Annotated in this window: 19 protein-coding genes; 11 read left to right on the top strand and 8 right to left on the bottom strand. The window is 63.4% G+C overall.

The window, feature by feature from the left end; all coding sequences use genetic code 11:
* Together SO156_RS43355 and SO156_RS43350 are read right to left on the bottom strand one after the other, a co-directional pair.
* The coding region (locus tag SO156_RS43355) for an acetate--CoA ligase family protein (protein WP_498539107.1) at positions 1-1,926 on the bottom strand (1,926 nt) is incomplete at its 3' end.
* A 68-nt stretch (positions 1,927-1,994) separates the two neighbouring features.
* Positions 1,995-2,837, bottom strand: coding sequence for a universal stress protein (locus SO156_RS43350; protein ID WP_498539106.1), 843 nt, complete (start codon positions 2,835-2,837; stop codon positions 1,995-1,997).
* A gap of 177 nt (positions 2,838-3,014) precedes the next feature.
* Between SO156_RS43350 and SO156_RS43345 the strand changes: the two genes are divergently transcribed.
* The 4 genes from SO156_RS43345 (at position 3,015) to SO156_RS43330 (ending at position 7,480) form a co-directional block, all read left to right on the top strand.
* Positions 3,015-3,998: a zinc-dependent alcohol dehydrogenase family protein gene (locus SO156_RS43345; protein WP_458151366.1), complete on the top strand. Its 984-nt coding sequence runs from the start codon at positions 3,015-3,017 to the stop codon at positions 3,996-3,998.
* A 12-nt stretch (positions 3,999-4,010) separates the two neighbouring features.
* Positions 4,011-5,552, top strand: a complete 1,542-nt coding sequence (locus SO156_RS43340) for a bifunctional aminoglycoside phosphotransferase/ATP-binding protein (RefSeq protein ID WP_498539105.1) — start codon at positions 4,011-4,013, stop codon at positions 5,550-5,552.
* A gap of 8 nt (positions 5,553-5,560) precedes the next feature.
* Complete coding sequence (locus tag SO156_RS43335; protein ID WP_498539104.1) at positions 5,561-6,535, top strand: CHAD domain-containing protein; 975 nt, start codon at positions 5,561-5,563, stop codon at positions 6,533-6,535.
* Between the two features lie 216 nt (positions 6,536-6,751).
* Entirely contained in the window at positions 6,752-7,480 is a 729-nt protein-coding gene (locus tag SO156_RS43330) for a CBS domain-containing protein (RefSeq protein WP_458148785.1), read from the top strand.
* 8 nt (positions 7,481-7,488) lie between these two features.
* On the opposite strand, the gene SO156_RS43325 is transcribed toward SO156_RS43330, so the two are convergent.
* The 3 genes from SO156_RS43325 to SO156_RS43315 all read right to left on the bottom strand — a co-directional run bounded on the left by SO156_RS43325 (position 7,489) and on the right by SO156_RS43315 (position 10,285).
* Positions 7,489-7,944 (bottom strand): RidA family protein, encoded by a 456-nt coding sequence (locus SO156_RS43325; protein WP_458148786.1) that lies wholly within the window; start codon positions 7,942-7,944, stop codon positions 7,489-7,491.
* 15 nt (positions 7,945-7,959) lie between these two features.
* Entirely contained in the window at positions 7,960-9,651 is a 1,692-nt protein-coding gene (locus SO156_RS43320; RefSeq protein ID WP_498539103.1) for a benzoate-CoA ligase family protein, read from the bottom strand.
* Positions 9,652-9,793: 142 nt separating this feature from the next.
* On the bottom strand, positions 9,794-10,285 hold the full coding sequence (locus SO156_RS43315; protein ID WP_458148788.1) for a MarR family winged helix-turn-helix transcriptional regulator: 492 nt from the start codon (positions 10,283-10,285) through the stop codon (positions 9,794-9,796).
* Positions 10,286-10,580: 295 nt separating this feature from the next.
* Here SO156_RS43315 and SO156_RS43310 point away from each other — a divergent pair, with 295 nt between their 5' ends.
* Positions 10,581-11,756, top strand: coding sequence for an ABC transporter substrate-binding protein (locus SO156_RS43310; protein WP_458148789.1), 1,176 nt, complete (start codon positions 10,581-10,583; stop codon positions 11,754-11,756).
* A gap of 37 nt (positions 11,757-11,793) precedes the next feature.
* Positions 11,794-12,246: a cupin domain-containing protein gene (locus SO156_RS43305; protein WP_458148790.1), complete on the top strand. Its 453-nt coding sequence runs from the start codon at positions 11,794-11,796 to the stop codon at positions 12,244-12,246.
* A gap of 14 nt (positions 12,247-12,260) precedes the next feature.
* Here the strand turns inward: SO156_RS43305 and SO156_RS43300 are convergent, their stop codons facing one another.
* The 3 genes from SO156_RS43300 to SO156_RS43290 all read right to left on the bottom strand — a co-directional run bounded on the left by SO156_RS43300 (position 12,261) and on the right by SO156_RS43290 (position 15,307).
* Positions 12,261-13,511: a flavin-dependent oxidoreductase gene (locus tag SO156_RS43300; RefSeq protein WP_458148791.1), complete on the bottom strand. Its 1,251-nt coding sequence runs from the start codon at positions 13,509-13,511 to the stop codon at positions 12,261-12,263.
* 159 nt (positions 13,512-13,670) lie between these two features.
* Positions 13,671-14,507, bottom strand: coding sequence for an enoyl-CoA hydratase family protein (locus SO156_RS43295; protein ID WP_498539102.1), 837 nt, complete (start codon positions 14,505-14,507; stop codon positions 13,671-13,673).
* 38 nt (positions 14,508-14,545) lie between these two features.
* Positions 14,546-15,307: an SDR family NAD(P)-dependent oxidoreductase gene (locus tag SO156_RS43290; RefSeq protein ID WP_458148793.1), complete on the bottom strand. Its 762-nt coding sequence runs from the start codon at positions 15,305-15,307 to the stop codon at positions 14,546-14,548.
* A 191-nt stretch (positions 15,308-15,498) separates the two neighbouring features.
* Between SO156_RS43290 and SO156_RS43285 the strand changes: the two genes are divergently transcribed.
* The 5 genes from SO156_RS43285 to SO156_RS43265 all read left to right on the top strand — a co-directional run.
* Entirely contained in the window at positions 15,499-16,317 is an 819-nt protein-coding gene (locus SO156_RS43285) for an alpha/beta fold hydrolase (RefSeq protein ID WP_458148794.1), read from the top strand.
* A gap of 7 nt (positions 16,318-16,324) precedes the next feature.
* Positions 16,325-17,611, top strand: coding sequence for an acyl-CoA dehydrogenase family protein (locus SO156_RS43280; RefSeq protein ID WP_498539101.1), 1,287 nt, complete (start codon positions 16,325-16,327; stop codon positions 17,609-17,611).
* Between the two features lie 2 nt (positions 17,612-17,613).
* The gene (locus SO156_RS43275; protein ID WP_458148796.1) at positions 17,614-19,149 is read left to right on the top strand and encodes a class I adenylate-forming enzyme family protein; all 1,536 of its coding nucleotides are present in this window, start codon (positions 17,614-17,616) and stop codon (positions 19,147-19,149) included.
* Entirely contained in the window at positions 19,146-20,240 is a 1,095-nt protein-coding gene (locus SO156_RS43270) for an NAD/NADP octopine/nopaline dehydrogenase family protein (RefSeq protein ID WP_458148797.1), read from the top strand. The genes SO156_RS43275 and SO156_RS43270 overlap by 4 nt, the downstream gene beginning before the upstream one ends.
* Positions 20,237-20,460: 3-hydroxyacyl-CoA dehydrogenase NAD-binding domain-containing protein (locus tag SO156_RS43265; protein WP_498539100.1), on the top strand; the 224-nt coding region annotated here is incomplete at its 3' end. The genes SO156_RS43270 and SO156_RS43265, both read left to right, overlap by 4 nt.

The raw sequence follows: 20,460 nt of genomic DNA, 5'->3' as shown, positions 1-20,460 counted from the left end.
GTCGCGCGCGAGCTGCAGGTCGAGCGGCGGCAGCGCCAGCGCCTTGTCATTGATGATCTCGACCGCGGTACCGCCCCGACCGAACACGACGACCATACCAAAGGTCGGGTCCTCGGCCAGCCCCAGGATCAGTTCGCGCGCCTTCGCCTTCACGACCATGGCCTGCACGATGACGCCGGAAATACGCGCCTTGGGCCGCAGCTTTTTCGCCCGGGCCAGAATATCGGCGGCGGCAGCGCGCACGGCTTCGGGCGTGGTCAGATTGAGGACGACGCCGCCAACGTCGGACTTGTGCACGATGTCGCGCGACAGGATCTTGAGCACGACCGTGGCACCTTGCTCGAATATCTCCCTGGCATAGGCCACCGCCTGCTCGACGTCAGCGGCCGCGTAGGTCGGCACCATGGCGATATCATAGGCCTCGAGCAGCCGCTTGATCTCGACCGGCTCGAGCCATTTGCGGCCGTCCGCGATGGCCGTCCTCACGAACTGTCTGGCGACTTCGACGTCGGGCGCAAACGCGTCGGGCATCGCTGGCGGCACCTGCGTAAGCTCTTCGACCAGCTCGCGATGCCGCACCAGGTGCATGAAGCCGCGCACCGCATCGTCTTCTGTCAGGTAGTTGGGGATGCCGGCGCTTGAGAGCGTCTCGACGATCGTCGGGCCGGCCCCGACCCAGGCGGCGAGCACCGGCTTGGCCCAGCTGCGATGCTGCTCGCGGTATTTCTTGACGAGCTCGGTGACCGTGGTCGCAATATCAGAAGCGGACGCGATGGCAGTCTGGACGTTGAGCACCAGCACGGCGTCGTTGGCGGGGTCGGCGAGCAGCACTTCGAGCGCAGCCGCGTAGCGCGCGGCGTCGGCGTCGCCGACGATGTCGACGGGATTTGCACCCGACCAGGTCGGCGGCAGCACCGCGTCGAGGTTCTGCCGCGTGTCCGGCGTCATGGGCGCGGGAATGCCGCCCAGCTCGACCAGGCGATCGACCGCGAGAACGCCGATACCGCCGCCGTTGGTGAGAATGGCGAGCCGCTTTCCGCCCGGCGATTCGACACGCCCGAGCGTCTCCGCGCAATCGAACAGCTCGCGCAGGTCGGACACACGCAAGATACCGGCACGACGGAACGCCGCGTCGTAAACGGCATCGGCGCCGGCGAGAGCTCCGGTGTGCGTCGCGGCAGCGCGCGCGCCTTGCGCCATGCGACCGGACTTCACGACGACCACCGGCTTCACCCGCGCCGCCGCGCGCGCCGCCGACATGAATTTCCGCGCGTCCTTGATGGCCTCGATATAGAGCAGGATCGCGCGCGTCTTGTGGTCGAGAGCGAAGTAATCGAGGAGATCGGCTATATCCACGTCGAGCTGATCGCCGATCGAGACGATGCCGGAGAAGCCGACACCGCGCTGAGCCGCCCAGTCCACCATGCCGGCGGCGATCGCCCCCGACTGCGAAATCAGCGCCAGGCTTCCCGCACCGGGCATATGCGCGGAGAAGCTCGCGTTCAGGTTCACGCCGGGCATCATGATCCCCAGGCAATTGGGACCGATCAGCCGCATGCCGTATCGTTGCGCCGCGAGGAGCGCCGCCTCTTCGAGGGAACCCGGACCATGGCCGAGGCCCGCGGTCACGATCAGTGCGCCCGCCGAGCCGCGGCGGCCCGCCTGCTCGATGATGCCGGAGACCTCGCTCGCCGGCACGGTGATGACAACCAGCTCCGGCACGAATCGCAATTCGTCGAGACTGTTCACGGCGGAGACGCCGGCGATCTCGGCATAGCGCGAGTTCACCAGCCCCAGCTCACCCGCAAAGCGAGCCTTGCGGATGTTTTCCAGAACTGCCCGCCCCACGGACACGTGTCGCGGGCTGGCTCCGACGAGCGCCACCGATCGGGGCGACAGCAAATTCTTCAGACGATAGGTCGACATGTCGCAATCATTCGCTCGGCGCCAGGCCATGTGCTTGGAACCCGGCCATGACAGATTGGCTGAAGCATCTAATGCGACATCATAACCCAACAGGGTGGCTCACCGATGACGGTCTTGGTCACGCCGCCCCAGACGATCTCGTTCAGGCGGGAATGGTGGTAGGCCCCCATGACGATCGCATCGATGGCGTGGGCATTCGCATAGCTTCCGAGCACCTTGCCGATGGAACTGCCGTCGATCCTGACGGTTTCGAAGGACGCAAAGACTCCGTGTTCCCTGAGGTGATCGACGAGGCCGGCCCCGGACTTCATCACGTCACCGGTTTGTTCGTCCGTGACAGTGACGATCCGCACCGAAGCCGCCGCCTGCAGGATCGGCAGCGCATCTCCCACTGCCCGCGCGGCGCGCGCGGAATGGTCCCACGCGATCACCACGTTCTCGAATTTAACCCGCAGCTTGTCGGCATACGCTTCGGGACAGAGCAAAAGGGGCCGGCCGGATTCGAAAATCAACTGCTCGATCAGGTGTTCCGACTGGCTGTCGTTGGCCTTGACCGGGACCAGCGTGAGATCGCCGTAACGCGCGCGCTCCGCGATCGCCGACGCAATCGCCGACGCCTCCAATTTGTGCAACTGGCCATCAGCCCGAACGTTCAAGCGGGATGCCGCAGTCCTGAATGCATTCAACAGGTCCTGGACATCAGTCACGGTGCGCAGGGCATGAACCTCCGCCGCATTATCCAGATCCGACGAGACCACCACCATCGGCCGGACGAGAATATCCTCCTCCACGGCGAACGCGGTGATCTTCGCGCCGAGATCGGCGGCTGCCGCCACGCATGTCTCGATCGCGGCCAGCGCCGGCTTACTCGGCTCACCAACAAGCGGCAAAAGGACGTCCTTGATGGGCATTGGGATTCTCCTCTGTCGGTCAAAATAGACCGCTTCCCCACCCGGCCCTTGATCCTCATCAAGGCCGAGGGGAACGCCGGCCGGCAAGCCGACGACGAGACTTGATGGACGTCAAGGACTTGCCGTGTTCCCACGCTAGGATCGATATGATCCCTGCGATGGGCCCGGGAGAGACTGATGCGTGCGATGGTGCTGCCCGGCCCGCGAGCGCGGCTGCGGATGGATGAACGACCCGACCCGATCCCCGGCGACGGCCAGATTCGGGTGAAGGTCAGTGCCTGCGGCGTCTGCCGTACCGACCTTCATGTGGTTGACGGAGAGTTGCCCGACATCCGCTATCCGATTGTCCCCGGTCATGAGATCGTCGGCCGCGTCGATCTCATCGGGCCCGACGTGACCACTCATCGGCCAGGAGATCGCGTCGGCATCCCCTGGCTCGGCTACACCTGCGGCACCTGCCGGTTCTGCCGCGAGGGCATGGAAAATCTCTGCGATCACCCGTTGTTCACGGGCTGCACCCGCGACGGCGGTTATGCGACGCATGCCATTGCCGATGCGCGCTACGCATTTCCGCTTGGGGAGGATGGCGACGATGTCGCGATCGCGCCGCTGCTATGCGCGGGCCTGATCGGCTGGCGTTCGCTGGTGATGGCAGGACACGCGGAAAGGCTCGGGATCTATGGCTTCGGAGCCGCGGGCCACATCGTCGCCCAGGTCGCGATTTGGCAGCGGCGATCGGTCTACGCCTTTACGCGCCATGGCGACATCGCGGCGCAGGATTTTGCGCGCAGTCTCGGCGCCGTCTGGGCTGGGGCATCGGACGAGCTGCCCGATGCACCACTCGACGCCGCCATCATCTACGCGCCCGCCGGCGAGCTCGTGCCGGCCGCCTTGCGCGCGGTCCGCAAAGGCGGCCGCGTGGTTTGCGCCGGCATTCACATGAGCGACATTCCGAGCTTCCCCTACAGCCTGCTATGGGAGGAACGGCAGCTGCTTTCCGTCGCCAACCTCACTCGCCATGATGGATTGGATTTTCTGACGATTGCGCCGCAGGCCGGCGTCCGAACCGAGACGACCGTCTTTGCGCTGAGCGAAGCCAACGAGGTTCTGGACAGGCTGCGGGGCGGGCAGATCCTGGGAGCGGCCGTGCTGCGGCCTTGACGATATCGGTACATGACGCCCTCTCACTCAGACACATCGACCCAGGAGCGGATCTTCGCATTCCTGACCGATCCGTCCACGCGCCCTGGCGTCACGCGGATCGACACGCACGCGGCCTCGGTTTTTCTCGACGGCAACCGCGCGCTGAAGATCAAGCGGGCCGTCCGCTTTCCCTTCCTGGACTATTCGACGCTGGAGAAAAGAAAGGCAGCCTGCGAGGAGGAGATCAGGATCAACCAGCCGCTGGCACCGCAGATCTACCGCGGCGTGGTGGCGATCACGGAGGAGCGTGACGGCTCGCTAAGGGTCGGAGGAGAAGGTCCGGCAATCGAGTTCGCCGTGGACATGTTCCGCTTCGACGAAAACCGGACGCTGGATCACCTCGCAAAAGCGGGCCCGCTGGATGCGCATCTCGCCGCAGGCATCGCCGATGCGATCGCGGCCTCGCACGCGATCGCAGGGCGCGTCGAGGCACCTCGCTGGATTGGAACGATCCCGGCGCTGATCGACGGAAATAGCAGGGGTCTGCGGCGCGGCGGCCATGTCTCGAAGAGCGAGATCGACAAATTGGCAAGGGCTTCACACGATGCATTCGTGCGCATTCGTGAGCTACTCAGGGATCGCGGACGCCGGGGCTTTGTACGACGCTGCCACGGCGATCTGCATCTCGGAAACATCGTGCTGATCGACAACCGCCCGACTCTGTTCGACGCCATCGAATTCGATCCCGAGATGGCTTCGATCGACGTGCTCTATGACCTTGCATTCACACTAATGGACCTGCTGCACTACGAACAGCAATCGGCAGCAAATGTGGCTCTCAATCGCTACCTCGTCACCACTGAGGCTGAAAACGACGACGCACTTGGGGTGCTTCCCCTGTTCACGTCCATCCGCGCGGCGATCCGCGCCCAGGTGCTGCTCGCGAAGCTGGCGCGGCCCCACGCCGATGCGACCAGGATCATCGACGATGCGCGCCGCTATTTTCAGCTGGCGCAGGCGCTGATCAATCCCCCGGCTCCCCGCTTGATCGCGGTCGGCGGCCTTTCTGGGACCGGAAAATCGCTGCTCGCGCGCATGCTCGCGCCCCTCATCGCGCCACAGCCGGGAGCCGTCGTGCTGCGCAGCGACGTCGTTCGAAAACGGCTGTTTCAGGTCCAGGAAACGGACCCGCTGCCGCAATCCGCCTATCAGCCCGACGTTACGGCACGGGTCTATGAAACGCTGGCGGAGCGCGCGCGGCGCGTTCTGGCGCAGGGACATTCGGTCATCATCGACGCGGTCTTTGCGCGGCAGTCCGAGCGGAACGGAATGGCCACACTGGCGCGGGTATGCGACGTCCCTCTGACCGGGTTCTTTCTGGTTGCGGACCTGGCGACGCGTCAGGCGCGTATCAGCAGCCGGCGGAACGACGCGTCAGATGCAACGCGAGAGGTTGCCGAGCTTCAGGAGCGCTATAATATCGGCGATCTGGACTGGAGGATCATCGACGCCTCAGGAACACCAGAGCAGACGCGCGACCGTTGCCGGACGGGGATGGCGGGGGACAGGTAACCAAGACAATGGCGCGACGCACCACGACACCGGAGGCCACCGCCAGCGTCAAGCCGGCGGCGCCACGGAGCGCCTCGCCGGCTCGCCTGAGCGCGGGAATGGCCTGCGATACCGCATTTCGCATCATAGCCCGCCGTCACCTCAATGCCGTCACGTCTCAGCACGAGGGAACGTGCAGCGGCGACCCTGACGCCCTGCACCAGATTCGCATTGCGCTTACGCGTCTTCGCGCCGCCATCCGCTTCTTTTCTCCCATGGTCGACGACGCCGTGCGGCCGGTCGTCTGGATCGAACTGAGATGGCTGCACAGACAGCTCGGCATGGTGCGCGACCTCGATGCCGCGATCGAGCGAATAGTCGCCGCCAGTGGCGAAGAACTCGCCATGATTGCCCAGCTTCAGTCGTGGCAGGAAAAGCGCGCAGAAAGCCATCGTCTTTTGGCACGGGCGCTGCAATCGGCCCGCTATCGTCGCCTGATCGAGCGGACATCCGGCTGGATCGAGAGCGGCCCCTGGTCAACCCGGCGAGGCAAGGAGGCCATCAGATTGCGCCGCTGCCCGCTCGCCGAACACGCGGCACAGCAGTTGGCGGAGTGGGAAAGGATCCTTCTGAAGAGGTCGCGCAAACTCGCACAACTCGGCGTGAAGGAGCGGCATCGCTTGCGCCTGCGCAACAAGCGACTGTTCTATGCGATCGAGTCCCTCGAGGACCTGTTCGTCGACGAGTCGCTTGAAAAGCAGAAGGCCACTCTGAAACAGTTGCGTCGAGCGCAACGCAGCCTGGGGCAGCTCAATGACGATACGCGCGGCCGCGCGCTTGCCAAGACGTTGAATGATGAGGGCTCGGCCGTAAGTTTTCACTTCCTCGGTCGCAAGCGCAAGAAGGAACTGCTGAAGAAAGCGGCCACAGCCTACAAGAAGCTAAGCAAGATGAAGCCTTTTGGAGCCCCTCGCTTGAGGCTCGGCACTGAGCCTGTTGACTAGGTCAGAACGTAGTCGCCGGGCGCATCCGCTCAAGGTGACCTCCTGGCTGGGCCCTGGACTTTCAGTTCCAGAATATAACCATGAGCCCGGCGCACCTTGAGCTGCATCAAGCGCGCCCGCGCCCCCTGACCCATTGACCTGCGTCAAATCGCCAAGTCCCGCCTGCACTAGGCTCGCGACATCGAGAGTTCTTCCCAGGATATGCGGAGTTATGCCATGCGCGCCCACCAGATCATGACCCGGTCGGTCATCTCGGTCACGCCCGATACCACGATCGTCGAAGCCGCGAACATCATGCTGAAACGCCATGTCAGCGGTCTTCCGGTAGTCGACGAGAACGGCAAGCTGGTCGGAGTCGTTTCGGAGGGCGACTTCATCCGGCGCAGCGAGATCGGGACCCAGCGCAAGCGTGGCCGTTGGCTGAAGTTCATCCTCGGGCCCGGAAAATCGGCCAGCGATTTCGTTCAGGAACACGGCCGCAAGGTTTCCGAAGTGATGACGACCTCACCGGTGACCATCACCGAGGACACGGCGCTTGCCGAGATCGTCGACATCATGGAGCAGAACAACATCAAGCGCCTGCCCGTGGTGCGCGGCGACAAGGTCGTCGGCCTCGTCTCTCGCGCCAACCTGCTCCAGGCTGTGGCGAGTCTCGCCCGGCAGGTGCCCGATCCCACGGCGGACGACGATCACATCCGCAGCCGCATCATTGACACGATGGAAAAGAACGACTGGTGCCCGTTCGGACTGAACGTCATCGTCCGCGACGGCATCGTCCACCTGAGCGGCGTCATCACCGACGAGAGCGCGCGCCGCGCGGCAATCGTCGCGGCCGAGAATATCGACGGCGTGAAGAAAGTGCACGACCATCTGTGCTGGGTCGACACCATCTCCGGCGTCTATCTGAACTCACCGGAGGACGAGAATCTCGCCAAGGCGAGCTGATCGGCGCCTTAGCGCGGGATCACGGCGGTGGCTTCGATTTCGACGCGCGCCGCCTTCTCTACCAGCCTGACGACCTGCACCAGCGCCATCGCCGGATAATGCGCGCCAAAAATCTCCCGATAAATCTGGCCAAGCGCCTTCAGGTTGGCCAGATACTCGTCCATATCAACGACATACCATGTGAGACGCACGAGGTGCTCCGGCCGCGCGCCCCCCTCGGCAAGGATCGCCGCGATGTTGCTCAACGTTTGACGAACCTGCGCGACAAAGCCATCCGCGAGGCGCTCCTCCGTGTCCCAGCCGATCACTCCGCCTGTGACGACGATGCGTCCTTCCGCCGCCACGCCGTTGGCATAGCCCTTCGGCATCGGCCAGCCGGACGGCTGCAGGATCCGGGTCGGAGATGCATCTTCCCTGATCGGCAGGGTTGCGAGCTGCGGGCTTTTCGGCGTCGTTGCAGACAATCGTCCATTCCTCTCTTATTTGGTGTCGACGCCAGGCGACAAAGCGGCCGCCTGCGCCATCTGCCGCAGGGCAAAGCGCTTCAACTTGCCGGTCTCGGTCTTCGGCAATTGCGTCACGAACTCGATCGCACGTGGATACTTATAGGGAGCGATCTCGCGCTTGACATGCTCCTGCAGCTCCGTCGTGAGCCGCGCGTCCGGCACGACGCCGGGGGCGAGGACTACATACGCCTTCACGATCATGCCGCGTGCTTCATCGGGCGCCCCGACGACGCCGGATTCGGCGACCGCCGGATGCGTCAGAAGAGCTGCTTCAACATCGGTACCGGCGATGTTGTAGCCGGCCGAAACGATCATGTCGTCGGAGCGCGACTGGTACCAGAAGTACCCGTCGGCATCCATCACATAGGTGTCGCCGGTGATGTTCCAGCCGTTGTGGACATATTTGCGCTGCCGCTCGTCGGCAAGATACCGGCATCCGGTCGGCCCACGGACCGCTAGGCGCCCCATGGTGCCTGATGGCACGTCGTTGCCGTCATCATCGACGATCTTCGCCTCGTAACCCGGCACCGGCTTGCCGGTAGCGCCTGGGCGAATCTCGTCTTCCGTCGCGCTGATGAAGATGTGCAGCAATTCGGTCGAACCGATACCGTCCATCAACTTGATGCCGGTTGCCTTCAGCCAGGCGTCGAACGTCGGCTTGGGCAGGGTCTCGCCGGCGGAGACGCACTTGCGCAAGGAGGAGATATCGCGGCCTGCGATCTTGCCGAGCATCGCGCGGTACGCTGTCGGCGCCGTGAAGCAGACCGTGGTCTTGTAGCGCTCGATGGCCGCAAGAAAATCCTCCGGAGTGGTCTTCTCCAGGACGACGAAGGACGCGCCGATATGCATCGGGAACAACACGCCGCCGAAGCCAAACGTAAAGGCCAGCGGCGCCGAACCGATGAAACGATCGTCCTGCTTCGCCCGCAGGACATTGCGCGCATAGCCGTCGCAGACCGCCAGCATATCCCGGTGGAAATGCATGGTGCCCTTGGGGTCGCCGGTCGTGCCCGACGTGAAGGCGATCAGGCAAACATCGTCCGACGCCGTGTCAACCGCACCAAACTCGGGGCTCGCGTCCGCGGTAAGCGCTTCCAGCGAGTCCGCAGCACCGGTGCCCCAGTAAACGACGTGCTTCAACCCGGGTGCCGCTGCTTTCGCCTTCTCCATTTCGTCGAATAGCTTGCCGTCGCACAGCGCCAGCGTGATCTCGGCCTTCTGGATTGGATACAGAAGCTCCTTGGCGCGCAACAAGGGCATGGTCGCAACCACGATGCCGCCGGCCTTGATGACCGCAAGATAAGTCGCGACCATCATCGGATTGTTCGCCGAGCGGAGCAGGACGCGGCCGCCGGTCACGAGGCCAAGCTTGCCGACCAGCACGTTGGCAATGCGGTTCACGAGCTGTTGCAGCTCGCGATAGCTGTAGCTGACGGAAGGACTGATCGCGCATGGCGCATCGCCATGCCCCTCTTCGACCCAGCGATCAAGGAAGTAGCTGACACAGTTCAATCGCCGCGGATACTGCAGCTCCGGCCGCGTGAAGATGAACTCGGGCCAGAGATCGCGGGGCGGCAGATGTTGCAGGGCAAAGGTGTCGGCGTGGGCCGTTCCAGCCCTGCCGTCATATGAGCCCGGAAGTTGAACCTTGGCGGCGTTAGCCATCGCACGCTCCTTTCAGCTTGGAGAGCACCCGGCAGCACTATCTGGGAAATCATTTTAGGCTTAAAATAATTTGGCGCAATAGCAGATTTTGGACATCCCGTGCTTTTTCTGACGGCAGGGGGAGAGTTCGCTGCGGAATAGCCTACGTTCTGCGGCGCGAAGCGGATTTCTGGGCCGAGGCTTTGGTCTTGGCCAGGAGGCGCATCAATTCACGCACGTCCTTTGGCGTGAGATCGGCAAAGACGTCGGCAATCCACGTTTCGTGTTCCGCGGCCATCTTGCGAAACTCGGCGCGGCCAAGCTTCGTCAGCCGGATGACCTGGACGCGGCGGTCGGTGTCGGACGTGCGGCGATCGAGGTGCCCGGATTCAACGAGGCGTTCGACGAGCCCGGTGACGTTGCCGTTGGAGACCATCATCCGTTTGGAGACGTCGGACAAGGTCATGCCGTCCGGCGCCTTGTCGAGTTGCGCCATCAGATCGAAGCGAGGCAACGTGACGTCGAACCGCTCCCGCAGGCGGCTGCGCACCTCACCCTCGATCAGGGTCGTACAGGTCAACAGACGCAGCCACAGCCGAAGCTCTTCGGCGTGGTCGTCCGGAAGTTCGACAGCCTTGGTCTCGGAATCGAGCATCGTGGTGCGGTCACTTATGTCACGGCACTGGCGGCGGAAGCGAGCCAACGGTCGTTTTGAGCTTCAAGTAATTTCTGCCTCGCCGCAAGCCCAAAACGCGCCGGACAACCAGTGCGGGCCGAATTTCTTTAGGCTTCAAGCAATTGGCGCGCCGCTTGCATATGGCGTGGGGCTGGTGGCGCAACGCAAGATGCAGCAAGCTTCGGCACTGCTTGCCGCGGACGCCGTCATCAGAATAAGCTTGGATCGAACGACAAGGCTGTAGCGTGAGCGCGAGCATATCGGGGGAGAGATCATGAAGAAGCAACTGAAGTTGGCGGGATTGGCTTTGCTCGTCGGCGCCGCACTGGACCCGGCACTTGCGCAGGAGAAGATCAAGCTCGGCGTGATCGTGACCCTGTCGGGCCCTGCCGCCGCGCTTGGCCAGCAGGTTCGCGACGGTTTCGCGCTCGCGGTCAAGGATCTCGGCGGCAAGATGGGCGGCCGCGATGTCGAGGTCGTGGTGGTCGACGATGAGCTGAAGCCGGATGCGGCGGTGACCAAGGTCAAGGGCTTGCTCGAGCGCGACAAGGTCGATTTCGTGGTCGGGCCGATCTTCTCCAACATCCTGCAAGCAATCCATCGCCCGGTTACGGAGTCCAAGACCTTCCTGATCAGCCCCAATGCCGGCCCGTCGACCTACGCCGGCAAGGACTGTAGCCCGTTCTTCTACGTGACCTCCTACCAGAACGACCAGGTGCACGAGATCCTCGGCAAGGTGGCCCAGGATCGCGGCTACAAGCGCATGTATGTGATGGTACCGAACTATCAGGCCGGCAAGGATTCGGCGGCCGGTTTCAAGCTCGACTACAAGGGCGAAATCGTCGAGGAATCCTATATGCCGCTCAACACACTGGACTTTCAGCCGGAGCTTTCGAAGATTTCTTCGCTCAAGCCCGATGCGCTCTTCACCTTCATGCCGGGCGGCCTTGGCGTCAACCTCGTCAAGCAGTACCGGCAGGCGGGGCTCGCCGATACGATCCCGGTGCTGTCGGCCTTCACGGTCGACGAATCCACCTTGCCGGCGCAGCAGGACGCGGCGGTGGGCATGTTCGGCGGCGCGAATTGGGCGCCCAATCTCGACAACCCGCAAAACAAGAAGTTCGTCGCGGCCTATGAAGCCGCCTACAACAGCGTGCCAGGCACCTATGCTTTCCAGGCCTATGATGCCGCGATGTTGATCGACAGCGCGGTCAAAGCGGTGAAAGGCGACCTCTCCAACAAGGAAGCCGTGGGCGCAGCATTGAAGAAAGCCGACTTCACCTCGCTGCGCGGCTCCTTCAAATTCAACACCAACGGCTATCCGATCCAGGATTTCTATCTGACCAAGGTCGCCAAGCGCCCTGACGGAAAATTCCAGACCGAGATCGTTCAAAAGGTCTTCGAGAACTACGGCGACCGTTACGCAAAAGACTGCAAGCCGGCGAACTGAATGCCGCGTCGAGGGTCGAATAAAGGGAGGAATTCAAGTGAAGAGCGAGATCACCGGCATCACGAGGGCCAATGAGGGTATCCAGGGCATTTCCTGGAACATTCTCGGCCAGACCTATGTGCCAAAGAGCTATGCCGAGCACAGCTTCTCCTGGCACGCGACGCTGCCGCCCGGCACCTTCGTGCCGCCGCATATCCATCCGGACCAGGACGAGTATCTCTATATGCTGGAGGGAAAGCTCGATTTCCTGCTCGGCAATACCGAAGCGCAGGCGACGCCCGGCGACTTGATCCGCCTCGGCATGGGCGTCCCGCACGGCATCTTCAACAAGTCGGAGCAGACGGCGAAGGTGCTGTTCTGGGTCTCACCGAGCCGCAAGCTCTACGACCTGTTCTGGGGTCTTCACAACATGAAGGAACAGAAGCCCGAGGACGTCGTCGCGATGGCCGCAGAGTTCAACATCCACTTCCTGCCCCCGCCGCCATCCTAGGCGGCGGCGCTGCGTCACGCCCTGACGGCGGCAAGACCCGGCACTGCGGCGAAGCCCGCCTTCGTCGCATAGCCGCGCACGATCGCCTCGCGCTGCGAGTAACTCAGGACGTTCTCGACGTTGTCGAAACCATCGGGCGCGAGCTGCTCGACCGCATCGATCACCCCTTCCGGGCCGCCGCGACGATTGGAGCGGACAATCTCGGCCGTCATCGGCAGGCGCTTCTTCTCGTACTCGACCAGCGCCTGGCGCGGGTGCTCGGAGCGCGCCAATAGGTCCGCAAGGCAGCGCGCATCGAGAATGGCCTGAGACGCGCCGTTCGAGCCGACCGGATACATCGGATGCGCGGCATCACCCAGCAGCGTAACCCGCCCCGACGACCAATAGGGCAAGGGATCGCGGTCACAGGTGGGATATTCGTAGAACTCGGGCGTTGCCGAGATCAGGCTCTTGACGTCGATATAAGGCACCGAGAAGCGCGCGACGTGCGGCATCAGTTCCTCGCGCCGACCCGGCCGCGACCAGTCCTCCTTGCGCGGAGGCGGCGCATTGCCCTCGCCGATCTTCACCAGCACCGCCCAGTTCGTGAGGCGGCTCGCGGGGCTCGAGCCCTCCGCGATCGGATAGACCACGACCTTGGCGTTCAGGCCACCGGCGACGATCATCGACTTGCCGGTAAGGAACACCGGCCAGTCTCGCGCACCGCGCCATAGCATCAGGCCGTTCCAGCAGGGCGGTCCCTCGTTCGGAAACAGCGTCTCGCGCACGCGCGAATGGATGCCGTCGGCGCCAATCAGGATGTCACCATGCGCCGTGTGGACGTGTCCGCCGGAGCGATCAAAGAAATAGGCGGTGACGCCGCCTTCGTCCTGGTTGAAGGCGCCCAGGCGACAACCTGTGTGAATGATCTCGGGCCCGAGCCGCTCCTCGACCGCGCGGTGGATGACGCCCTGCAAGCGGCCTCGATGAATCGAGAATTGCGGCACGTCATGACCCGCGTCGATGCCGCGCGCCTCGCGCCAGACTTCCTGACCGTGACGATTGAGATAATAGAGCTGGTCGGTGCGGATCGCGACCTCGTCCAGATTCGGCAACAGACCGAGCCCGGCAAGCTCGCGCATGGCGTGCGGCAGGGTGTTGATTCCGACGCCAAGCTCGCGAATGGTATCAGCTTGTTCAAAGATCTCGCACGCAATGCCGCGCGCGCGCAGCATCAACGCCGTGGTGAGGCCTCCGATACCGCCACCAACGATAATCGCCTTCATCGCCCAAACTCCACTCGATACACGCCAGGCAATGGGGTTAACGTTGCATGGGCGGTCACTCCGCCGCAAGCGGCTTTGTTGCCCCGCCTTCAGCGCCGCCTGGGGTCTTGGGCTTAGACTTAATTCTAGGCTCCTTGGAATCCTGCTGCGGAGCGAGCCTTAGTCTCCCCTGAAGACGGGCTTAACCTTGTTGGCGAAGGCCTCGAAAGCGCGGTTGAAATCGGCCGTCGTCATGCACAAAGCCTGTGCCACGGCCTCCGCCTCGATGGCCTCTTCCACCGACATGGCCCATTCCATCGCCAGCATCCGCTTGGTCATGGTGTTGGCGAAAGTCGGGCCTTCCGCGACTTGCTTCGCCAGCAGTTGCGCCTGCGGCAAAACCTGCTCGGTTGTGACGATGCGGCTGAAGAACCCCCAGCGCTCGCCCTCCTCCGCGGTCATGAAACGCCCGGTGTAAAGCAGCTCCGAGGCCCGAGACTGACCGATGATCCGCGGCAGGATGGCGCAGGCCCCCATATCGCAGCCGGCGAGTCCGACCTTGTTGAAGAGAAACGCAACCTTGGCCCCACTTGCCGCCAGCCGCATGTCCGAAGCCATGGCGACGATTGCACCCGCGCCGGCACAGATGCCTTCCACCGCGGCGACGATTGGCTGCGGGCAGGCCCGCATCGCCTTGACGAGATCGCCGGTCATCCGCGTAAAGGCCGTGAGCCCTTTGGTGTCCATCTTGACGAGGGGACCGATGATCTCGAACACGTCGCCGCCCGAGGAAAAATTGCCGCCGGCGCCGGTGACGACGATGGCCTTCACTTCGTCATCGAACGCGCAGGCGCGGAAGAAGTCGGTAAGCTCGCGATAGCTTTCGAACGTCAGGGGATTTTTTCGTTCCGGGCGATTCAATGTGACCGTGGCCACATGGTCAACCACTGCAAGCAGGAAATGCCGGGGGGAATAATCCGCCAACGGCACGGTAACGGGATTGGCTGGTCTGCTCATGAGAACTCCCTGTCATTCTTGTTCCGCTACCTTGCGGTCTATATTTCGCCGCCGGCCACTGCGATAGCCTGGCCCGTGATTGCGCCGGCTCCTTCACCGCATAGCCAGAGCACGGCGTCTGCCACCTCCCGAGGCGTGACGAGCCGACCTTGCGGGTTATGCCGCGCGAGATCGGCGATGGCCTGCTCGCGGCTCCGCCCTGTCTTCTTCATGATGTTCTCGATGCTATCGGCAACGAGATCCGTGTCCGTAAAGCCCGGGCAGACGGCATTCACGGTGATATTGCCACTTGCCATTTCCAGCGCCAGCGAACGCACGAGCCCGATCACGGCGTGTTTGGCAGCAACATAAGCGCTGACGTAAGCATAGCCTTTCAGTCCCGCAGTCGATGCGATCGCGACGACGCGGCCGTAAGGCCGATCCTTCATCCCAGGCAGCACGGCCCGGACGGCGTGCACCACGCCCATGAAGTTGACGTCCATCATCCGGGCAAAGAGCGCGGCGTCCGATTTCGCAAATGGCGCGGACTCCGCACTGCCGGCGTTTGCGATCAGGATATCGATGGGCTGCCGCTCTGCCGCCTTGGCGATCGCAGCCCTCAGCGCCGCCTCATCCGAGACATCGGCGACGGCGGCAAAATGCGCTGCACCTGCCCTGACAGCCTCTTCCAGCGTCGCTGCGTTGCGGCCGAGAACGGTGACCGTGGCGCCGGCTCCTGTCAAAGCTGCTGCGATCGCACGGCCGATGCCGCGGCCACCGCCTGTCACGAGTGCATGCGAAGAACGCGGCAGTCCGGACATGCGCAGCCTCCCTGACAGGCACCGATGGGTCGAGCCTTCCGGATATATTTTAAGCTTCAAATTATTGCAATGGAAGGGCCCATTTCAGCCCTCGCGAGGCACCGGCCCGGAAATTGCTTTAAGTATAAAGTTATCCCTTCCCATCCCCGACAGGCCTGTTAGCATCGGCGGGCCGAGCAAGAGGAAGCCGCGTGCAGCAACCGACGCCGACGATAACCAGGGATGGACGCTTTGCCTATGAGGTCGCAGGCAGTCCGGACGCGATGCCTTTGGTCTTTCTGCATGGCATTGGCGGTGCCGCGCGTGCCTGGCGTCACCAGCTCACGACATTTGGCAGGCGTTTTCGTGCAGTTGCCTGGGACATGCCGGGCTATGGCGGGTCGCAACCGCTCCCAAACGTCAGCATCGCCGCACTGGCGGGGGCCTTGCAGGAGTTCCTGAAACAGATCGAAGCCAACGGCCCCATCCTGGTTGGCCATTCGATCGGGGGAATGATCGTGCAGCAATGGCTGACGCAACATCCTCGATCCGCGCGCGCCGTGGTGTTGGCGCAGACCAGCCCGGCCTTCGGCAATGCCGACGGTGACTGGCAAAAATCGTTCATTGCAGCACGGCTTGGCCCGCTCGATCGCGGCGAAACCATGAGGTCGCTCGCCCCCTCCCTCGTCAAGGAGCTGGTTGGCGAAAATCCCGATACGAAGGGCCTGGATGTCGCACGTGACTGCATGGCCGGCGTGCCGGAGGCGAGCTATCGCGCAATGATGCTCGCCTTGATCGGATTCGACCAGCGAAGCACACTCAAGGACATCGCCGTTCCGACGCTGCTCCTGTCCGGATCCAGGGACAACAATGCGCCTGCGCCGATGATGGCGAAAATGGCAGGCCATATTCCCGCAGCTCGCTACGTGGAGCTCGCCGGGGTCGGCCATCTCGCCAATCTCGAACGTCCCCAAGCATTCGACGCAGCAATCAACGATTTTCTGGAATCGAGCGTGGCCAAAACAAAGTGACCGGACAATGACCATGCAAGTCAGCAAGAGCAGCGCAGCCGACAAGCTCGCGCTGGACGCGCCGATCTTCGATCCCGTCGCATTTCGTCTGGACGGCGAGCAGACTGCCATCATCGCGCGAGCGCGGGAGATCGGTCAGAGCGTGTTCGCCGGCCGCGCCGCCGCCTATGACCGTGACGCGGTGTTCCCGACCGAGAATTATAGGGATCTGCACCGCGTCGGCCTGCTCGGCATCGCCGTCCCGAAGAAGCATGGCGGGCTGGGGGCCGGCTACCAGACTTACGCCCTCGCGGCGGCTGAGATTGGCCGCTATTGCGGTGCGACCGCGCTGACCTGGAACATGCATGTGTGTTCGACACTTTGGTCCGGGCCGCTGGCGGACGACCTCGACATGGATGATGCAATGCGTGCGGAGCACGAGCGTCGTCGGGCGGTCCACTATAAGCGCATCGTCGAGGATGGTGCGATCTACTCACAGCCGTTCTCGGAAGGCGGCGCGGCGGCCGCCGGCGGCGTTGCATTTGGCACCGAGGCGAAACCGGTTGGCGGCGGCTGGATCATCAACGGGAAGAAGATCTTCGCTTCGCTCTCGGGCCATGCCGATTACTACGGCGTGCTCTGCACCGAGGTGGAAGAAGGCGAAAAGGCTTCACGGCGCAATACGCTCTACCTCGCCATTCCCGCCAAGGCGGAAGGCGTATCTGTGGTCGGGGATTGGGATCCGCTTGGGATGCGAGGAACGGTCTCGCGCACGCTCCTGTTCAAGGACGTGTTCGTGCCGGAAGACGCTGCCCTGATGCCGCGCGGCGTCTATTTCCAGGCGGCGATGCGTTGGCCGCACATGTTCCTGACGTTGTCGCCGACTTATATGGGCCTTGCGCAGGCGGCCTATGATTTCACCGTACGCTATTTGCGCGGCGAGGTTCCCGGCATGCCGCCGGTCAAACGCAGGATGTATCCGACCAAGCAGATCGCGGTCGCTCAGATGCAGATCAAGCTCGAGCAGATCAAGGCGATCTGGTTTCAGGCGGTCACCGAGGCTTGCGCCAATCCGAGCAAGGAGCAGGTGTTGCGGGCCTACGCCGCACAATATTCGGTCATGGAAGGCGCCAACGAACTCGCAGCGCTGGCGATCCGCACTTGCGGCGGCCAGGCCATGCTCAAATCATTGCCGCTGGAGCGCATCTATCGCGACAGCCGTTGCGGCTCGCTGATGCTGCCCTGGACCGCCGAACTCTGCCTCGATCGCATCGGGCGCGAGGCGCTGTACGAGCCCGGCGAATCGGACGACTGACAGTGGACCTCTGTCACCTCATCGATCGCAACGCGGCGTTCGCGCCGGACAAGCCCGCGATCCATTTCGAAGGGGAGAGCTTGAGCTATGCGGCCTTTGCCGCGCGCATCGAGCGGACCGCCAGCGCGTTGAAGGCCGAGTTCGGCGTCGGCCGTGGCGATCGCGTCGCGATCCTGAGCCTGAACCGGCCCGACTATCTCGTCCTGCTCTACGCGTGCGCACGGCTCGGCGCGATGCTGGTGCCGTTGAACTGGCGGCTCGCGGTTGCCGAGCAGCTTTTCATTCTCACGGATGCCGGCGCCAAGGTGCTGGTGCTCGAACAGGCTTTTGCCGACGTACTTCCGGAGCTGCAGCGAAGCCTGCCGGGCATCAATCTTCTTGGTCTCGGTTTCGCACCGCCGAATGGCCGCACGTTCGATTCACTGCTGGAATGCGACGACCTTGACGGGCGCAATCCGCACGCCGATCTCGCCTGTCCTCTTCTCATCGTCTACACGTCGGGTACCACTGGCCGGCCGAAGGGCGCGGTGCTGCGTCAGGAAGCACTGTTCTGGAACGGCGTCATGAGCCAGCACATGCACAATCTGACGTCGGACGACCACGTGCTGACGGTACTGCCGTTCTTTCACGTCGGAGGACTCAATATCCAGACCACGCCGGCTCTGCACGTGGGTGCGACTGTCACGATTCATTCGCGTTTCACGCCGGAGGCTGCGCTTGCCAGCTTCGAGCGCGACCGCCCGACACTGACCGTATTGGTACCGGCGATCATCCAGGCGGTGAGCGATCATCCCGGCTGGGCTGCGGCCGATCTCTCGTCCCTGAAGGCCATCGCCACAGGATCGACCATCGTGCCGCCACACCTGATCGAGCGCTTCGTCGCGCGCGGTGTTCCGGTCCTGCAAGTCTACGGCTCGACCGAGACTTGCCCGATCGCCGTATATACCCGGCTCGGCGGAGATTTGTCGCGCGCAGGCTCGACCGGCCTGCCCGGCCTCTGCTGCGAAGCGAAGGTGATCGGCCATGATGGCACTGAGGTCGCGCCTGGAACACCTGGCGAGATCGCAGTGCGCGGCCCCAATGTCTTTTTCGAATATTGGGGCAACGAGATTGCTACCAGCGACGCGCTGCATGACGGCTGGTACCGCACTGGCGACATTGGCCTGTGTGATGACGACGGATATTTCTGGGTCCGGGATCGCAAGAAGAACTTGATCATTTCCGGCGGCGAAAACATCTATCCGGCCGAGGTCGAACGCGTCCTGCTGGAGCATCCCGACGTCAGCGAATGCGCAGTGATCGGCAGGCCTGATCCGCGCTGGGATGAAGTGCCGGTCGCCTATGTGATCCCGCGGTCGGATCGTCGGCCCAACGCCGACCAGTTGAAAGCGAATTTGCAGGAGCAGCTCGCGCGCTACAAGGTTCCGCGCGAGTTCGTCTTTGTCACCGACCTGCCGCGCACAGCGCTGGGCAAGGTGCAGCATTTCCTGCTGAAGCAGCTCGACGCACAGTCGCGCGCACAAGGAGAAGTCTCTTGAGGATTGCCGTGCTGGGTGGCGGTAATGGCTCTTTCGCAGCCGCCGGTGATTTTACTCTCTCCGGGCACGAGGTTCGGCTCTGGCGGCGCGACGGAGATCAAGTGGCGGCGCACCGCGCATCAGGTTCGCACATCCTCGTCAAGGACCACAACGGCCGGCATGATGCAAAGCTCGCACTGGTCACGACCGATATTGTCGAGGCGACCAGCAACGCCGAGCTGATCCTTTGCCCCGCACCGGCCTTTGCCCAGCAGGATATCGCTCGCCTGCTTGCGCCGCACCTGCGGGACGGACAGGTCGTGTTTCTGCCGCCGGCAACCTTCGGCTCGATGATCTTCGCTCTGGCTCTGCGCGCTTGCGGAAATCGCGCCGAGGTGAGCTTTGCCGAAACCGGCACGCTGCCCTGGCTGACGCGCAAGCATGGGCCGTTCGAGGTCGCGATCACCATCCGCGCCAAGCGATTGCCGGTCGGCGTGTTCCCGCTTAGTCAGGCCCCGCACGCACTCGAAGTGATCAGCCGTGCGTTTCCCGGCGCGATCGAGCCTTGTGGAGACGCCCTCTCCGGCGCCTTGATGAACGCAGGACCGATCATTCATCCGCCGCTGATCGTCATGAACGCGGGACCAATCGAGCATTTTGAACGCTGGGACATCCACAAGGAAGGCACGCAAGCCGCGATCCGCCGGGTGACGGATGCGCTCGATGACGAGCGCATCGCCGTGCGCGAAAAGCTCGGCTACGGGGCTCCGCACTTCCCGCTTGCCCATCATTATGCAAAGGACGGCGAAATCTGGATGTACGGCCGCGGCTCGCACGACCGCCTCACCGATTCCGGCGACTGGCGCGAGCAGATCGTGCTCAGCGACCACCGCTACATGCGCGAGGATCTCCGGCTCGGGCTCTCGCTCCTCGTCTCGGTCGCCGAGCTGGCCGGCGTTGCAACTCCGCTCGCGCGAGCCTTTCTCGCCATCGGCGGCGCCATCTGCAGCGAAGATTTTGCAAGAAACGGCCGTACGCTCGCAACCTTGGGCCTCGGCCAACTCAGCCAGGTCGACTTGCAAACGCTACTGCGTGAGGGCTTTGCCCGATGACCGCCCGCACCAACATCGCCTGTCTCGGCGCCGGTCGCATGGGCCGCGGGATTGCGGTCGCCTTCGCTTATGCCGGACACGCGGTCACCATGATCGACGTCAAGGCCCGTTCTGCGGAAGAGTTCGCAAGGCTTGAGGCGGACGCGTTGAACGAGGTCCGCACGACATTCGGAAGCCTGGCGCGCCTGGGACTGCTCGCCGACGCGCAAGCTGACATGCT

The organism is Bradyrhizobium sp. UFLA05-125, assembly GCF_059803515.1.
Note: the sequence above shows the minus strand (reverse complement) of the source record. Positions and strands in the feature narration are given on the sequence as shown.

Bases quoted from the DNA above. Each gene is read 5' to 3' on its own strand.
- SO156_RS43300 (WP_458148791.1), bottom strand. From the start codon at position 13,511: ATGAAGGCGATTATCGTTGGTGGCGGTATCGGAGGCCTCACCACGGCG.
- SO156_RS43340 (WP_498539105.1), top strand. From the start codon at position 4,011: ATGACGCCCTCTCACTCAGACACATCGACCCAGGAGCGGATCTTCGCA.
- SO156_RS43320 (WP_498539103.1), bottom strand. From the start codon at position 9,651: ATGGCTAACGCCGCCAAGGTTCAACTTCCGGGCTCATATGACGGCAGG.
- SO156_RS43280 (WP_498539101.1), top strand. From the start codon at position 16,325: ATGACCATGCAAGTCAGCAAGAGCAGCGCAGCCGACAAGCTCGCGCTG.
- SO156_RS43345 (WP_458151366.1), top strand. From the start codon at position 3,015: ATGCGTGCGATGGTGCTGCCCGGCCCGCGAGCGCGGCTGCGGATGGAT.
- SO156_RS43295 (WP_498539102.1), bottom strand. From the start codon at position 14,507: ATGAGCAGACCAGCCAATCCCGTTACCGTGCCGTTGGCGGATTATTCC.
- SO156_RS43350 (WP_498539106.1), bottom strand. From the start codon at position 2,837: ATGCCCATCAAGGACGTCCTTTTGCCGCTTGTTGGTGAGCCGAGTAAG.
- SO156_RS43310 (WP_458148789.1), top strand. From the start codon at position 10,581: ATGAAGAAGCAACTGAAGTTGGCGGGATTGGCTTTGCTCGTCGGCGCC.
- SO156_RS43315 (WP_458148788.1), bottom strand. From the start codon at position 10,285: ATGCTCGATTCCGAGACCAAGGCTGTCGAACTTCCGGACGACCACGCC.
- SO156_RS43290 (WP_458148793.1), bottom strand. From the start codon at position 15,307: ATGTCCGGACTGCCGCGTTCTTCGCATGCACTCGTGACAGGCGGTGGC.
- SO156_RS43330 (WP_458148785.1), top strand. From the start codon at position 6,752: ATGCGCGCCCACCAGATCATGACCCGGTCGGTCATCTCGGTCACGCCC.
- SO156_RS43335 (WP_498539104.1), top strand. From the start codon at position 5,561: ATGGCGCGACGCACCACGACACCGGAGGCCACCGCCAGCGTCAAGCCG.